General features: G+C 69.2%; 12 protein-coding genes, 1 rRNA gene and 1 riboswitch. Of the genes, 1 reads left to right on the forward strand and 12 read right to left on the reverse strand.

The window, feature by feature from the left end; all coding sequences use genetic code 11:
- Positions 1 to 40: 40 nt before the first annotated feature.
- Complete coding sequence (gcvP, locus tag ACIRVH_RS23605) at positions 41 to 2,926, reverse strand: aminomethyl-transferring glycine dehydrogenase (RefSeq protein ID WP_403956330.1); 2,886 nt, start codon at positions 2,924 to 2,926, stop codon at positions 41 to 43.
- 172 nt (positions 2,927 to 3,098) lie between these two features.
- Positions 3,099 to 3,193: riboswitch (glycine riboswitch) on the reverse strand.
- Positions 3,194 to 3,312: 119 nt separating this feature from the next.
- Between gcvP and ACIRVH_RS23610 the strand changes: the two genes are divergently transcribed.
- Entirely contained in the window at positions 3,313 to 3,684 is a 372-nt protein-coding gene (locus ACIRVH_RS23610; RefSeq protein ID WP_403956332.1) for a PRC-barrel domain-containing protein, read from the forward strand.
- Here ACIRVH_RS23610 and ACIRVH_RS23615 read toward each other — a convergent pair.
- The 11 genes from ACIRVH_RS23615 to rrf form a co-directional block, all read right to left on the reverse strand.
- Entirely contained in the window at positions 3,606 to 5,063 is a 1,458-nt protein-coding gene (locus ACIRVH_RS23615; RefSeq protein WP_403956334.1) for a DNA polymerase IV, read from the reverse strand. The two genes, ACIRVH_RS23610 and ACIRVH_RS23615, sit on opposite strands and share 79 nt — an antisense overlap.
- A 53-nt stretch (positions 5,064 to 5,116) precedes the next feature.
- Positions 5,117 to 5,797, reverse strand: a complete 681-nt coding sequence (locus ACIRVH_RS23620; protein WP_403956335.1) for a MerR family transcriptional regulator — start codon at positions 5,795 to 5,797, stop codon at positions 5,117 to 5,119.
- Between the two features lie 264 nt (positions 5,798 to 6,061).
- Positions 6,062 to 6,535 carry a bifunctional nuclease family protein gene (locus ACIRVH_RS23625; RefSeq protein WP_026253112.1) on the reverse strand — a complete coding sequence of 158 codons (474 nt, stop codon included), beginning with the start codon at positions 6,533 to 6,535 and terminating at the stop codon, positions 6,062 to 6,064.
- An 84-nt stretch (positions 6,536 to 6,619) separates the two neighbouring features.
- Entirely contained in the window at positions 6,620 to 7,357 is a 738-nt protein-coding gene (locus ACIRVH_RS23630; RefSeq protein WP_403956336.1) for a MerR family transcriptional regulator, read from the reverse strand.
- 38 nt (positions 7,358 to 7,395) lie between these two features.
- Entirely contained in the window at positions 7,396 to 8,226 is an 831-nt protein-coding gene (locus ACIRVH_RS23635; RefSeq protein WP_403956338.1) for an FHA domain-containing protein, read from the reverse strand.
- 190 nt (positions 8,227 to 8,416) lie between these two features.
- Positions 8,417 to 9,253 (reverse strand): DUF881 domain-containing protein, encoded by an 837-nt coding sequence (locus ACIRVH_RS23640; RefSeq protein ID WP_403956340.1) that lies wholly within the window; start codon positions 9,251 to 9,253, stop codon positions 8,417 to 8,419.
- Positions 9,254 to 9,258: 5 nt separating this feature from the next.
- A complete protein-coding gene (locus ACIRVH_RS23645; protein WP_003988855.1) occupies positions 9,259 to 9,591 on the reverse strand; it encodes a small basic family protein in 333 nt (110 codons plus the stop codon).
- Positions 9,588 to 10,499 carry a DUF881 domain-containing protein gene (locus ACIRVH_RS23650; RefSeq protein ID WP_403956342.1) on the reverse strand — a complete coding sequence of 304 codons (912 nt, stop codon included), beginning with the start codon at positions 10,497 to 10,499 and terminating at the stop codon, positions 9,588 to 9,590. Before ACIRVH_RS23650 ends, ACIRVH_RS23645 begins: the two co-directional genes overlap by 4 nt.
- A 129-nt stretch (positions 10,500 to 10,628) precedes the next feature.
- Entirely contained in the window at positions 10,629 to 13,124 is a 2,496-nt protein-coding gene (locus ACIRVH_RS23655) for a sugar phosphate nucleotidyltransferase (RefSeq protein ID WP_403956344.1), read from the reverse strand.
- A 114-nt stretch (positions 13,125 to 13,238) separates the two neighbouring features.
- On the reverse strand, positions 13,239 to 13,847 hold the full coding sequence (locus ACIRVH_RS23660; RefSeq protein WP_403956346.1) for a CDP-alcohol phosphatidyltransferase family protein: 609 nt from the start codon (positions 13,845 to 13,847) through the stop codon (positions 13,239 to 13,241).
- 110 nt (positions 13,848 to 13,957) lie between these two features.
- A 5S ribosomal RNA gene (rrf, locus tag ACIRVH_RS23665) occupies positions 13,958 to 14,062 on the reverse strand; the annotation flags it as partial.

Genomic DNA, 14,062 nt, shown 5'->3' on the forward strand with positions numbered 1-14,062 from the left:
CCCCGCCTGAACACGGGCGGGGCTCTCACCAGGCGATCGCTCAGTCCTCGTACGCGTCCAGCGGCGGGCAGGAGCAGACCAGGTTGCGGTCACCGAAGGCCTGGTCGATCCGGCGCACCGGCGGCCAGTACTTGTCGGCGGCCGAGACGCCGGCCGGGAAGACGGCGTCCTCGCGGCTGTAGGCGTGCGTCCACTCGCCGCCGAGCGCGGCCGCGGTGTGCGGGGCGTTCGCCAGCGGGTTGTCCTCCGCGGGCCACTCGCCGGAGCCGACCTTCTCGATCTCCGCGCGGATGGCGATCATCGCGTCGCAGAACCGGTCCAGCTCGGCCAGGTCCTCGGACTCGGTCGGCTCGATCATCAGCGTGCCGGCCACCGGGAAGGACATGGTCGGCGCGTGGAAGCCGTAGTCGATCAGGCGCTTGGCCACGTCGTCCACGCTCACGCCGGTCGCCTTGGTCAGCGGGCGCAGGTCGATGATGCACTCGTGCGCGACCAGGTTGCCGGGGCCGGTGTAGAGCACCGGGTAGTGCGGCTCCAGGCGCTTCGCGACGTAGTTCGCGGAGAGCACGGCCACCTGGGTGGCGCGCTTGAGGCCCTCGCCGCCCATCAGGCGGACGTACGCCCACGAGATCGGCAGGATGCCCGCGCTGCCCCAGGGCGCCGCCGAGATCGGGCCGACGCCCGTCTCCGGGCCGGCCGCCGGCTGCAGCGGGTGGTTGGGCAGGTGCGGCGCCAGGTGCGAGCGGACCGCGACCGGGCCGACGCCGGGGCCGCCGCCACCGTGCGGGATGCAGAAGGTCTTGTGCAGGTTCAGGTGCGAGACGTCGCCGCCGAAGTGGCCCGGCTTGGCGAGGCCGACCAGGGCGTTGAGGTTGGCGCCGTCGACGTAGACCTGGCCGCCGGCCTCGTGCACCTGGGCGCAGATGTCGGCGACGTGCTCCTCGAACACACCGTGCGTGGACGGGTAGGTGATCATCAGGACCGCCAGCTCGTGGCGGTACTGCTCGATCCTGGCCCGCAGGTCCTGGACGTCGATCTCGCCGTCCTCGGCGGTCTTCACGACGACCACCTTCATGCCGGCCATCACGGCGCTGGCGGCGTTGGTGCCGTGCGCGGAGGACGGGATCAGGCAGACGGTGCGCTGCTCGTCGCCGTTGGCCCGGTGGTAGCCGCGTACGGCCAGCAGACCGGCCAACTCGCCCTGCGAACCGGCGTTGGGCTGGAGCGAGACCTTGTCGTAGCCCGTGACCTCGGCGAGGCGGTCCTCCAGCTCGTGGATGAGCGTGAGGTAGCCCTCGGCCTGCTCGGCGGGCGCGAAGGGGTGCAACTGGCCGAACTCGGGCCAGGTGACCGGCTCCATCTCGGTGGTCGCGTTGAGCTTCATGGTGCAGGAGCCCAGCGGGATCATGCCGCGGTCGAGCGCGTAGTCGCGGTCGGCCAGCTTGCGCAGGTAGCGCAGCATGGCGGTCTCGGAGCGGTGCTCGTGGAAGACCGGGTGGGTCAGGAAGTCGTCGGTGCGCAGCAGCGCCTGGGGCACGGTCTCCGCGGCCGTCACGTCCAGCGCCTCGATGTCGCCCTCGACGCCGAAGGCGGACCAGACGGCGGCCAGCTGGGCCCGGTTGCTGGTCTCGTCACAGGCGAGGGAGACGTGGTCGCCGTCCACGAGACGCAGGTTGACCCCGTTCTCCAGGGCGGCGGCGACCACCTCGGCGGCCTTGCCGGGCACGCGCGCGGTGAGGGTGTCGAAGTAGGCGCCGTGGACGATCTCGACACCGCCGGCCTTCAGGCCCTCGGCGAGGATCGTGGCGTAGCGGTGGGTGCGGCGGGCGATGGCGCGCAGCCCCTCGGGACCGTGGTAGACGGCGTACATGCCGGCCATCACGGCGAGCAGCACCTGCGCGGTGCAGATGTTGCTCGTGGCCTTCTCACGGCGGATGTGCTGCTCACGGGTCTGCAGCGCGAGGCGGTAGGCCCTGTTCCCGTCGGCGTCGACGGAGACGCCGACCAGACGGCCGGGCAGGCTGCGCGCGAACTTCTCGTGCACCGCCATGTAGCCCGCGTGCGGCCCGCCGAAGCCCATCGGCACACCGAAGCGCTGGGTCGTGCCGACGGCGATGTCCGCACCCAGCTCGCCCGGCGAGGTCAGCAGGGTGAGGGCCAGCAGGTCGGCGGAGACGGTGACGAGGGCGCCCAGCTCGTGCGCCTGGTCGATGACCGGCTTGATGTCGCGTACGGCACCGGAGGCGCCCGGGTACTGGATCAGCACGCCGTTGATCTCGCGCGCGGCGATGTCGGCCGGGATGCCGTCGCTGAGGTCGGCGACGACGACCTCGACACCGGTCGGCTCGGCACGCGTCTCGATGACGGCGACGGTCTGCGGCAGCGCGTCCGCGTCGACCAGGAAGAGGCCCTTCTTGTTCTTGCCCATGCGCCGGGACAGCGCCATCGCCTCTGCGGCGGCCGTGCCCTCGTCCAGGAGAGAGGCGCCGGAGGTGGGCAGACCGGTCAGCTCGGCGACCATCGTCTGGAAGTTCAGCAGCGCCTCGAGGCGGCCCTGCGAGATCTCCGGCTGGTACGGCGTGTAGGCCGTGTACCAGGCCGGGTTCTCCATGACGTTGCGCAGGATGACCGGCGGGGTGAAGGTCCCGTAGTACCCGAGCCCGATCATCGAGCCGAGCACCTGGTTGCGGTCGGCGAGCGAGCGGAGCTCGGCGAGCACCTCGGCCTCGGTACGGGCACCCGGCAGATCGAGCGCGTCGGCGTTCTTGATCACGTCCGGCACCGCGGCGGCGGTGAGCTCGTCGAGCGAGCCGTAACCGACGTGCGCGAGCATCTTGGCCCGCGCCTCCGGGTCGGGTCCGATGTGGCGCTGTTCGAAGGGGATGCCCGCTTCGAGCTCGGAGAGCGGGGTGCGATGGGCGGTCATTGCGGAGGCCTCCTGGTCTGACGCGACCTTCGAGGGGCACCACGGCGGTTGCCCCGACGGCCTCCCCCTCTGTCATCAAAACCTGAGAGCTTCACCGGGCGCCCGAAGGGCCCGGCTTTCACCGTCGGTGAGGGCGCGAGCCGTCGACACTCGCCCTGCTTTCCAGAGTGACCTCGTCCGTGCGGTACGTGTGCCTGAGAGATTCCGGGGAGGATTTGCTCCTTCGGCGCCTCCGAGGTGGTCGGAGGACTCTCCCGCACGGGGTCAGCAGCCGCTGCCAGCCTACCAGCGAGGTCAACGCCTGGGCCCTCGAGTGGCCGCCTCCTTGAATGTGCTCTTTTGTAGTGCTTACGGATGAGTTGCGACCAAGTGGAGGGAGAGGGACCGTGCAGACCGACATCGATCCGCGCAACCTGATCGGCCGCAAGGCGTTCGACCGCAATGGCACCAAGATCGGCACCATCGACGAGGTGTACCTCGACGACGCCACGGGCGTGCCGGAGTGGGCGGCCATACGCACCGGCCTGTTCTCCCGGGACGCCTTCGTCCCCCTGGAGCCCAGCGAACTGGTGGAGGGCGCCCTCCGGATCCCCTTCGACCGTGCGCTCATCAAGGACGCCCCCGACTTCGGCGTGGGCCGCCACCTCTCCCCCGAACAGGAACTCCAGCTCTACCACCACTACGGCCTCGACGCGGCCGCACCTCCTTCGGTACCGGACCACGACTTCGGCAAGCTGGCGGGCACGGAGGAGGTCTGATCCTCGGCCGGGTTGAGCGGGTGGGCGGCGTCCGTTGCCGGAACCAACGGCAACGGCTCGGCCGACTCCAGCGCAGGATCGTCGACGAAGAACGTACGGACCCGCCCCGGCTCGGACTGAGGTGTCTCGAAGCGGACAGTGACCCGCCCCAGGCCACTGCCCTGCACCCAGCCGTGCCCGTACTCGGCGTGCCGCACGTCGTACCCGGCGCGCCACTGCCGCCCGGCGGGCTCCGGGCGGTCCTCCACGGCCTCGGGCACGACCTCTTGCGACGCCTCCACGGCCGCGGCCGCGTCCCGCTCGCCGGCCGCGGCCTGCGCGAACAGGTCCTCCTGGGTGTAGTCGGCGAGTCCCGAGACGCCCACGCCCAGCAGCCGTACCCCGCCCGTGGTGTCCACGGACTCCAGCAGCCGCGCGACCGCCTCCCTGATCACCGTCGGATCGTCGGTGGGCCCACGGAGCGTCTCGGAGCGGGTCAGCGTCGAGAAGTCGTACCGCCGCACCTTCAGCACGATGGTCCGCCCGGACAGCCCGGCCCCGCGCAGCCGCCCCACGCACCGGTCGGCGAGCCGCTGCACCTCCAGTCCGACCCGCATCCGGTCATGGATGTCCACGTCGTAGGTGTCCTCGACCGACACCGACTTGGTCTCCCGCTCGGCCACCACGGGCCGGTCGTCGTGCGCCAGTGCCATCGCGTACAGCGCGTGCCCGTGTGCCTTGCCGAGCATCCGGACGAGTTCGTCCTCTCCCGCCTCGGCCAGCTCCTCGACGGTGGTGATCCCGGCCCGCCGCAGATGGTCCCCGGTCGCCGGCCCGACGCCGGGCAGCGTCCGCACCGACATGGGGCCCAGCAGCGCCCGCTCGGTCCCGGGCTCGATCAGCACGAGTCCGTCGGGCTTGGCCTGCTCCGAGGCGATCTTCGCGAGCATCTTGGAGGCGGCCAGCCCCACCGACCCGGTCAGCCCCGTGACGGTCCGGATGTCCGCGCGCAGCTTTGTCCCGGCCAGCCGCGCCGACGCCTCGTCCCAGGCCGCTCCCCCGGCCTCCAGATCCACGAACGCCTCGTCCAGGCTCAGCGGCTCCACCAGCGGCGACAGCTCCCGCAGCAGCGCCATGACCTGCTCGCTGACCGACTTGTACAGGGCGAAGCGCGGCACGAGGTACGCGGCGTTCGGCGCCAGCCTGCGCGCCTGGGCCATCGGCATCGCCGAGTGGACCCCGAAGACCCGGGCCTCGTACGAGGAGGTGGCCACCACCCCGCGCGGTCCGAGTCCGCCCACGACGACGGCCTTCCCGCGCAGGCTCGGCTTGGATGCCTGCTCCACCGAGGCGAAGAAGGCATCCATGTCGAGATGCAGGATCGTGGGAGCGTTTCTCACATCTCCGATGCTGCACCACGCCACTGACAACGCGGGCCCCCGAGGGGGCGCCGTCAGACCGCCCGGTTGCGGCGCCTGGCCAGCTCGTCCGCCGGGTTGTGCCCGACCAGGGTCTCCCCGGTGTCGATGCGCTCGCCGTGCAGCTGGGAGAGCGCGCTTTCCACGTCCCGCCAGACCACGCCGACGGCGATGCCGAAGATGCCCTGACCGCCCTGGAGCAGGGCGTGGACCTCGTCGGGCGAGGTGCACTCGTAGACCGTGGCGCCGTCGCTCATGAGCGTCATGCGCTCCAGATCGCGGAAACCGCGTTCCCGGAGGTGCTGGACGGTCGTACGGATGTTCTGCAGCGAGACCCCGGTGTCCAGAAACCGCTTGACGATCTTCAGGACGACGACGTCCCGGAAGCTGTACAGACGCTGCGTTCCCGAGCCGTAAGCGGGCCGCACGCTGGGCTCGACGAGGCCGGTGCGGGCCCAGTAGTCGAGCTGCCGGTAGGTGATTCCGGCGGCCGCGCAGGCGGTGGGCCCGCGATAGCCGATCTCTTCGGACGCCATGGACGCCGCCCCTCCGCCGTCGGGCACCACCGTCGGTCGATGTGAGGCGTGGTCGACCGCACTGCCGGGCTGGGGATACCCCCTGTCCGAACGCAGCTGAGAACCCGGGGGAGGGTACGGACCGCTCTCCCCGAGTCGTCCGGGGGCACCCCCAGCCGTACCGTCGCCGCTGGTTCTCACGCCGACCTCCGTCCTTGACCTGCCTTCTCGACGGTAGGCAGTCACCAGGGGTGCGTCAACGATCGCCACACTCGGCACGCCGAGTGATAATCACCCTAGGAGTGGTTTCCCGTGCCCCACCGCGGGGAAAGGCTAGCCGAATGCTCCGGCGGGGGACCGTAGGACGCTCTCAATGGCCGGCGGCAATTGCCACCGCGCCGGACCCGGACGGGCCACTGACCGGCCGGTCAGCAGACCCCGCGGGTCGCCCGGCCGGCCCCCGTCTCACTGGCTGCTGGTGCCGAAGTCCTCGGGCGAGATCTGGTCGAGGAACTCGCGGAACTTCTCCACCTCGTCCTCCTGCTCGTCCGGGATCGCGATGCCCGCGTCGTCCAGCACCGTGTCACTGCCGTAGATCGGCGTTCCGGTGCGCAGTGCGAGCGCTATGGCGTCCGAAGGACGGGCGCTCACCTCGACCCCGCTGGCGAAGACCAGCTCCGCGTAGAAGACGCCCTCACGCAGATCCGTGATGCGCACTTCGGTCAGCTCCTGGCCGACGGCCTCCAGCACGTCCTTGAACAGGTCGTGGGTCAGCGGTCGCGCGGGGGCCATGCCCTGTTGGGCGAAGGCGATCGCCGTCGCCTCCCCCGGCCCGATCCAGATGGGGAGGTAACGGTCGCCCCCCACTTCGCGCAGGAGCACGATCGGTTGGTTGGAGGGCATTTCCACCCGGACACCTACGACATCGAGCTCGTTCACACAGCAACCCTAGGCCGTGCCCGGGACGTTTGGGTAGTCGGGCCGGGAACAGGTGCCCGATCCGGCCCCCGGAACCCTCGCCGCTCAGGGCAGCCGGACACCCAGGGCGATCTGCACCAGCGCGGCGTGCAGCTTCACCGTGAGCGCCGCCAGCTCCTTCGCCCGGGCCTCGGCATGCGCCCTGGTCTGCGGGTTGCGGTGGCGCTTCAGAGGGGCCACCACCTGGTCCACGAGCCCCGCCTCCCGGTCGGCGGCGGCCTTCATCACCCGAAGGTGGCGCGGCTCGATCCCGAACCGCCCCAGCTCGGCGATCAACGAGGCAACGGTGACGGCCTCCGAGTCGTACGCCCCGTCCTCCAGGGGGGCGATGAGCCCGTACGACTCCCACTCCTCGAGGTCACCCTCGGCGATGTCGGCGGCCACCAGCAGCGCGGCCCGCCCGATCCGGGCGACCGTGGGCCGCTCGAGCGGCTCCAGCACGTCCTCACCGGTGCGCTGGCGCCCCACCAGGGGCAGCTGGACGGCCTCGCCCCGCTCCATGGCGTCCAGGTGCTCGCGGATCACCTTGAGCGGCAGATAGTGGTCCCGCTGCATCCTCAGGACATGAGCGAGGCGCTCGACGTCACCGGCGCTGAACTTCCGGTACCCCGAAGGGGTCCGCTGCGGCTCGACGAGGCCCTCCGACTCCAGGAAGCGGATCTTGGAGATGGTGACCTCGGGGAACTCGTCACGCAGCGCGTTCAGCACCGCGCCGATGCTCATCAGCCCACCGCCCGCGGCGGCGGCACCGCTTCGGGCACCGCCGCTCGGTGTTTGAAGCATGGACCTTCCCTGGGGTCCCCCCGGACGGAGTCCGGGGGTCAGATGCCCTGCCGGCTCGCGTAGAAGACCAGCCGGTACTTGCCGATCTGCACCTCGTCACCGTTCGACAGAGCGACCTGGTCGATCCGCTCGCGGTTGACGTACGTGCCGTTCAGACTGCCCACGTCGGCCACCGTGAACGAGCCGTCCGGGGAGCGCCGGAACTCGACGTGCCGACGAGAGACCGTCACGTCGTCCAGGAAGATGTCGCTCTGCGGGTGACGGCCGGCCGTGGTCAGGTCGCTGTCCAGCAGGAAGCGGCTGCCCGAGTTCGGCCCCCGGCGCACCACCAGCAGCGCCGAGCCCACCGGCAGCGCGTCGACCGCGGCCTGCGCCTCGGGCGAGAGCATCGGCGTGGCCGTCTGACCGGTCACCTCGGCGTCGTACGCCTCGAGACCGGAGATGGAGATCGTGGACGTGGTCTCGGACGCACGCTCCGGCGCCACACCGGGCCGCAGCGGCGCACCGCAGTTGGAACAGAAGCGGGCGTTCTCCGCGTTGCGGTTACCGCACCTCGTACAGACCAGGACCGACATGGACGGATCCTCCTGCCGCGGCAGCCCCGCGGGGGCGTTGGACGCATACGGGTCGGAGGCGAACTCTCCACCCGCACTTGAGGTTGACGGTTGCCCGAAACCTATGCCGCCGGACTGGGCAGGGTCAACAGACGCCGCGCCCTGACCTCCGGAAATGTCACCGCCCGGACCAGCGACCTGGTCACGGAACAGCGGGCGCTGGCCCTCTGCGTCAGGCTGTGCGCGATGACGAGCGGTCGCGTTGTCGCTACCCTCTCGCGCGCTCTTGCCGAACAACTTCGCAAACAACTTCACGGGCGATTCCCCTTGACCGAAACAGACCCGCCCGTGGGGCAGGACGAACCCTGATTGCCTACACCGGCCGACCCGGACACCTTCACAACGTCCGTATCCACCAGACAGTTTCCACCACGCACCACCTCTTCGGTGCGCCGACCCCCCGCAACCTCATGCCCCTGCCGGACGTCCCCCATGCACCACCGGTTCACTGGGAGGACGACCGAGCGTAGTCAGGCCGCTTCGCCTGTCGCAAGGCGTCCACAACGATCTTGTTCGACCGCTCGACGGCCGCCGTGGCCTGCTCCTTCTCCAGCGTCTGCACCACGCCTCCAGGAATGTTCAGTGCCGGCTCGAGATCCTGCGGCTTGCCGATGACCTTGAAACGATAGGGAGCGTTGATCTTGTTCCCGTCGACGCTCACGGTCTTGCCGGAGTCGGTGAAGTAGCTGCTCGCGACCACCCGTACTCCGTTGACCTGGATCGCCTCCGCGCCGGCCGCGCGCAACTCCTGGATCGCGTCGAGCAGCATGTCAGCCTTGACCGTCCCCTTCGTGTCCTCGATCGTCATGGTGATGCCGGGACCCTGCGCAGCCACGGTGCCCGCCAGAATGCCGAGTTGTCTCTCCTTCTCGGCGGTCTGCCGGCGCGCCTCCGCGGCCTGGTCGGAACTGCTCTGCAGCTCCTGGCGCTGCTTCTCGAGTCCCTGCTTCTCGTCCTCAAGACGCTGAGTACGGTCATCCAGTTCATCGAGGATGCGAACAAGATCTTCCTGACGGGCGCCGCGCAGCGCGCTGTCGCTGTCGCTGTTCGACGCCACCTGCACCGCCAGGCCGAAACCGAGGCCGAACAGCAGCAGCGCGACGATGAGTTGGGCTCGGGTGATCCGCGGCGGCCACAGCCCCTTGACCAGCCGCTGGCGCCCGGTGAGCTGTGGCTCGGCGCTCTCGGCTGGCGCCTGCTCGGGCTCGGCCGCAGGGGCCGGCACCTCGTCGGGCAGTTCCTTGCGCAGCCTGCTCTCCGGCTGCTCTTCCTGGTTGCTCATCTGCCTCACGCCCGGAAGACGTGCCGCCGGATCGCCGCGGCGTTCGAGAAGATTCGGATACCGAGGACGACCACGACTCCTGTGGAGAGCTGGGCGCCCACGCCCAACTTGTCACCCAGGAACACGATCAACGCGGCCACGACCACGTTCGACAGGAACGACACCACGAAGACCTTGTCGTCGAAGATGCCGTCCAGCATGGCCCGCAGGCCACCGAACACGGCGTCCAGCGCCGCCACGACGGCGATCGGCAGATAAGGCTCGACGACCGCCGGAACCTCAGGCCGGACCAACAGGCCGGCCACGACTCCCACGACGAGGCCCAGTACGGCGATCACGATGTGCCCTTCTCAGTCTTCTCGGCGTTCGGCTGTGCTGTGCGTACGATCACACTCGGTGCGGAGGGCAACCGGACGTCACCCTGCGTGGAGATGGTGGCGCGGATGCCGAAGTTCTGCTCCAGGGCATGCAGATACAGCCCGTCCGCGCTGTTCTGGAACCCGGTGCTCAGCTGCTCCCTGTCCCCCACCGCCAGCACCGTGTACGGCGGCACCAGCGGCCTGTTGTCGACCAGTATCGCGTCACCCGCGGCCCTGATCGCGGACAGGGCCGTCAGCCGCTGTCCGTTGATCGAGACGGCTTCGGCCCCCGAGGCCCACAGCCCGTTGACCACCCGCTGCATGTCCCGGTCGCGCAGCCGCCCGGTGTCGGAGAATCCGGAGGTCTCGCGCGGATTGGTGCCGTCGCCGCCGGTGCTGGCCTCCTTGGCGTCGTCGACCACGAGCTTCACCCCGGGGCCGTGCACCGCGGTGGCACCCGACAGGATGCCCACCAGGTCCGCCTCGGAACCCCCGCCGCTCTGCTTCAGCGCCGCCCGCTGGCGGGAGCTGACGTCGTCGCGCAGCTTGTCGACATCGCCTTCCAGGCTGTCCGCGGCCGCGGTCTCACGGTCGATGCGGTCGATCAGCTCCTGGCGCTCCTTGGCCACCACGGGCGCCGCCACGCGCGCCTGGGCCGCTCCGACGGTCACGACCAGCGCCGCGAGCACCAGCCCGGCCGCCAGGCCCAGCTTCGCCCTGAGGGTCTTCGGCAGCCCGCCCTCGATGCCCTGGGACCTCTTCCGGGCGGCGGCCTCGGCGTACCCGTCGTCGAGGCTGTGGTCCATGACGTTGGTGATCAACGACATGGAAGCGTCCGGACGCCGCGGCCGCGGGGGGCTGCTCCGAACGGGGGGTTGCTGCGGCATGCCGCACATCGTCGCATGTCGCGCGCAGTACCTCCGAATGGCCCCTCCGGCGTGCCGGACAGGCCCCCTTGGGGACACTTGTCCGGCACGCACGCGTGCTGTGGCTTTTGCCGTCCGGAACTGCCGGTTCTACCGCCCGGCGCTGTCCACCACGGCGGACCACTCGTCCAGCAGGGCCTGCGCCGAGGCGTCGTCGGGGCCCTCGGCCCACAGATGGGTGACGGCCTCGGCGGGGTCGGGCAGCACCATCACCCAGCGTCCGTCGGTCTCCACGACCCGCACACCGTCCGTCGTGTCGACAGAGCGATCACCGGCCGCCTCGACGACACGCCGCATCACCAGACCCTTGACGGCCCACGGGGTCGCCAGGTCCCGCTTGAGGACGTGCGCCCGCGGAATCCGCGCGTCGATCTGGCTCAGCGTGAGCTGCGTGCGCGCCACCAGCCCGATCAGCCGTACGAAGGCAGCCGTGCCGTCGTAGACGCCGCTGAACTCGGGGACGATGAACCCTCCCTTGCCGTCACCGCCGAAGATGGTGCCCTCTTCGCGTCCCACGCGCGTGAGGTCGTCGGGAGACGTGGTCGTCCACTCGACCTGCGTGCCGTGGTAGGCGGCCACCTGCTCGGCGATCCGGGTCGTGGTCACCGGCAGCGCCACACGGCCGCTGCGCCGCTCCGCGGCCACCAGGTCCAGCATCACCAGCAGGGCCCGGTCGTCCTCGATGATCCGGCCCTTCTCGTCCACGAGCGACAGCCGCTCGCCGACGGGGTCGAACCGGACACCGAACGCGGCCCGGGAGGACGCCACGATCTCACCGAGGCGCACCATTCCGTTCCGGCGAATCTCGGCGGTCTCCGTGGGTCGGGACTCGTCGAGACCCGGGTTGATGGTCAGCGAGTCCACACCGAGCTTGCCGAGCAGGCTGGGCAGAACCAGGCCGGCGCTGCCGTTGGAGGCGTCGACGACCACCTTCAGGCCCGATTCCGCGATGCCTGTGGTGTCCACGTTGCGCAGCAGCGAACCGGTGTAGGAGTCGAAGACACTCGCCGGGAAGTACAGGTCACCGATCTCACCGGGGAACGCCCGGCGGTACTCCTGTCGCGCGAACACCCGGTCGAGCTTGCGCTGACCGCCCTGCGACAGGTCCGCGCCCTGCCCGTCGAAGAACATGATGTCGACGGAGTCCGGCACACCCGGCGAGGTCCGGATCATGATGCCGCCGGCGCTGCCCCGCGCGGTCTGCTGCCGGGCCACGGGAAGCGGCACGTTCTCCAGGTCCCGTACGTCGATGGCACTGGCCTGGAGCGCGGAGATCACCGCCCTCTTGAGGGCCCGGGCACCTCGGGAGTGGTCACGGGCCGTGGTGACCGTGGACCCCTTCTTCAACGTGGTCGCATAAGCACCCGCCAGCCGTACGGCCAACTCCGGCGTGATCTCCACGTTCAGGATTCCGGACACACCGCGGGCGCCGAAGAGCTGCGCCTGGCCCCTCGACTCCCAGATCACCGAGGTGTTGACGAAGGCGCCCGCCTCGATGGTCTTGAACGGGTAGACCCGCACATTGCCCTGGACAATCGATTCCTCACCGATCAGGCACTCGTCACCGATGACCGCGCCGTCCTCGATCCGGGCCGCCCGCATGATGTCGGTGTTCTTGCCGACGACACAGCCGCGCAGATTGCTGTGCTGACCGACATACACGTTGTCGTGCACCACGGCCCGGTGCAGGAAGGCACCGCTCTTGACGACGACATTGGAGCCGACGACGGTGTGCTCGCGGATTTCGGCGCCGGCTTCCACCTTGGCGTAGTCGCCGATGTAGAGCGGCCCGCGGAGCACGGCATCGGGGTGCACCTCGGCGCCCTCCGCCACCCAGACGCCAGGCGATATCTCGAATCCGTCGATGTCGACGTTGACCTTGCCTTCGAGGACGTCGGCCTGGGCCTTGACGTAGCTCTCGTGGGTGCCGACGTCCTCCCAGTAGCCCTCGGCGACATAGCCGTAGATCGGCTTGCCTTCCTTCATCAGCTGCGGGAAGACATCTCCGGACCAGTCGACGGGAACATCGGGTTCGACGTAGTCGAACACCTCGGGCTCCATCACATAGATGCCCGTGTTCACCGTGTCGGAGAAGACCTGCCCCCAGGTCGGCTTCTCGAGGAAACGCTCGACCTGGCCGTCCTCGTCGACGATGGTGATACCAAACTCCAGCGGATTGGGCACCCGGGTCAGACAAACCGTGACCAGCGCACCCTTCTCCTTATGGAAATTGATCAGATCGGTGAGGTCGAAGTCCGTCAGAGCATCGCCGGAGATGACGAGGAAAGCATCGTCCTTCAACGCCTCTTCGGCGTTCTTGACGCTTCCGGCGGTACCGAGTGGCTTCTCCTCATTGGCATAGGTGAGCTCCATTCCGAGCTCCTCGCCGTCGCCGAAGTAGTTCTTGACGAGCGATGCCAGGAACTGAACGGTGACAACGGTCTCGTTGAGCCCATGCCTTTTGAGCAGCCGTAGCACGTGCTCCATGATCGGACGGTTCGCCACAGGCAGGAGCGGCTTGGGCATGCTGGAGGTCATAGGGCGAAGGCGAGTGCCTTCGCCACCGGCCATCACGACGGCCTTCATGTCGGAAGCGTCCTCCTAGAGAGACGACGGTCTAGCCGACTTCACCCGTCCAGATTGTCCCGCAGTTTTCCGCAGCGGGCCATCGGGGCCACTATGTCCGGACAATCAACGAGCTCAATCGGCCGTGGCGTCCGCGCGGACCAGGCGGCGGACTTGTACCACGTAGAGCACTCCTGCCCACCAATAGAGCGTTGTACCCCATCCCGCGAACGCCCATCCGAAAACAGCGGCAACTGACGCGATCCATCCGTTTCCGTCGCTGAGGAGCAGGAGCGGGAAGGCATACATCAGGTTGAAGGTGGCGGCCTTCCCAAGGAAGTTCACCTGTGGCGGCGGATAGCCGTGCCGCCGGAGGATGCCCACCATCACCAGCAGAACCAGCTCTCTCACGAGCAGGAGGCCGGTCAACCAGAACGGCAGGATCTCCCGCCAGGTGAGCCCCACCAGAGTGGAAAGTACGTACAGCCGGTCGGCAGCCGGATCGAGGAGCCGGCCGAGGCTGCTGATCTGATTCCAGCGCCGGGCGAGCTTGCCGTCGAGATAGTCGCTGATCCCGCTGAAGGCCAGCACCAGGAGGGCCCAGCCATCGCTGTTGGGACCCCCGAACTCCGGCCTGAGGATCAGCCAGAGGAAGAGGGGTACGCCGACGAGCCGCGCCATGCTGAGGATGTTGGGGATGGTGAGGACCCGGTCAGTCTGGACACGGGTCTCCTGGACCTCCACCCGGGGGCCTCCTGTGCGAAAACGAACCAACGATGCCCCCTGACCCTACCTCAACGCAAAAAAGCTCCGGCCCCTGGGCTGTGTGCCCAAGAGCCGGAGCTGTAAAAGGAGTTCGGCGGTGTCCTACTCTCCCACAGGGTCCCCCCTGCAGTACCATCGGCGCTGTGAGGCTTAGCTTCCGGGTTCGGAATGTAACCGGGCGTTTCCCTCACGCT

Source organism: Streptomyces sp. NPDC101165, assembly GCF_044768135.1.
Taxonomy (GTDB): Bacteria; Actinomycetota; Actinomycetes; order Streptomycetales; family Streptomycetaceae; genus Streptomyces.